This window comes from Micromonospora sp. NPDC049497, assembly GCF_044465805.1.
In the GTDB taxonomy this organism is placed as follows: Bacteria; Actinomycetota; Actinomycetes; order Mycobacteriales; family Micromonosporaceae; genus Micromonospora.
This window is the reverse complement of record NZ_JBITMC010000045.1, coordinates 1-1,930: the sequence shown is the minus strand read 5'-3', so window position 1 is coordinate 1,930 and position 1,930 is coordinate 1. Positions and strand designations below refer to the sequence as shown.

Below are 1,930 nucleotides of genomic sequence, written 5' to 3'. Positions count from 1 at the left end.
CACCACTGACCCCCATCAACTCGCCGAGGTCGTCGACCACATCGACCAGACCGGGCACCGCCTCACCGGCGTCGTCCACACCGCCGGCACCCTCCACGACACCACCCTCACCAACCTCACCCCCGCAAACCTCCACACCACCCTCAAACCCAAAGTCGACACCGCCTGGCACCTCCACCAAGCGACCAGGAACCACCCCCTCACCCACTTCCTGCTCTTCTCGGCGTTCGCCGGCACCCTGGGCACGGGCGGACAGGCGGGGTACGCGGCGGCGAACACCTTCCTGGACGCGCTGGCGGAGTACCGGCGCGCCGAAGGGCTGCCCGCTACCGCGCTCGCCTGGGGTTACTGGAACGACACGAGCGCGATGACCGCGCAGCTGACGGACGTGGACCGGGCGCGGATGGCCCGGACCGGCAGCCTCGGACTCGACACGGAAGAGGGTCTGGCGCTCCTCGACGCGGCCCTCATCCACACCCACCCCACCATCGCCCCGGTCAAGCTCCACCTCCCCACCCTCCGCAACCAACCCCGGGTCCCCGCCATCCTCACCACCCTCGCCGGCGCGCCCACCCGGCGGGCGGTCACGGACGGGGGCGACACCGGGGCGTCCCTGGTGGACCGCCTCGCCGGTCTCGGGCAGGACGAGCGGCGGGCCGCGTTGGAGGATCTGCTGCGGACCACCGTGGCGGTCGTCCTCGGTCACGCGACGGCGGAGTCCATCCAGCTCGGGCGGGCCTTCCGCGACCTCGGGTTCGACTCGCTGACCTCGGTGGAGCTGCGCAACCGGCTGAGCATGGTCACCGGCCTGCAGTTGCCGGCGACGTTGGTCTTCGACCATCCCACCCCGGCGGCCGTGGTCGGCTATCTCGCCGGCCGGCTGCCGGGCCGGGCTGAGCAGTCCGCGGCGGCGACGCGCGTGGTGCGGGCGCCAGCCGCCGACGAGCCGATCGCGATCGTGGGGATGGCGTGCCGCTATCCGGGTGGGGTCGGCAACCCGGAGGAGCTGTGGGAGTTGCTGGCCTCCGGCACCGACGCGATCGGGGAGTTCCCGACCGACCGTGGTTGGCGGGTGGAGCGGCTCTACGACCCGCGGCCGGAGCACGCCGGCACCACGTACGCGCGGGAGGCCGGGTTCATCGCCGGGGCCACCGACTTCGACGCCGCCTTCTTCGGCATCAGTCCGCGTGAGGCGACGGCGATGGACCCGCAGCAGCGGCTGCTGCTGGAGACCGCCTGGGAGAGCATCGAGCGGGCCGGCATCGACCCCACCACGCTGCGGGGCACCGCCACCGGCGTCTTCACTGGCCTGGCGTTCGACGAGTACGGGCCCCGGATGCACGAGGCGCCGGAGGCGTACGAGGGCTTTCTGCTGACCGGCAACACGACGAGCGTGGCGTCCGGGCGGATCGCGTACACGCTGGGGTTGGAGGGCCCGGCGGTCACCGTGGACACCGCCTGCTCCTCGTCCCTGGTCGCGATGCACCTGGCCGCCCAGGCCATCCGCAACGGCGAGTGCGACCTGGCGCTCGCCGGCGGCGTCACGGTGATGGCCACCCCCGGCATGCTCATCGAATTCAGCCGGCAGCGGGGCCTGGCCCCCGACGGCCGGTGCAAGCCGTTCGCGGCCGCCGCAGACGGCACCGGCTGGGGCGAGGGCGTCGGCCTGCTCCTGCTCGAACGCCTCTCCGTGGCCCGGGAACGCGGCCACCAGGTCCTCGCCGTGGTCCGCGGCTCGGCGGTCAACCAGGACGGAGCCAGCAACGGGCTCACCGCACCCCACGGGCCGTCGCAGGAACGCGTCATCCGGCAGGCCCTGGCCAACGCCCGGTTGACCCCGGCCGACGTGGACGCGGTGGAGGCGCACGGCACCGGCACCACCCTGGGTGACCCGATCGAGGCGCAGGCGCTGCTGGCCACGTACGGGCAG

Annotated in this window: 1 protein-coding gene; it reads left to right on the top strand. The window is 73.4% G+C overall.

The window, feature by feature from the left end:
• A partial coding sequence (locus ACIBR0_RS28700) for a beta-ketoacyl synthase N-terminal-like domain-containing protein (RefSeq protein WP_396720862.1) occupies positions 1–1,930 on the top strand: 1,930 nt, incomplete at both ends.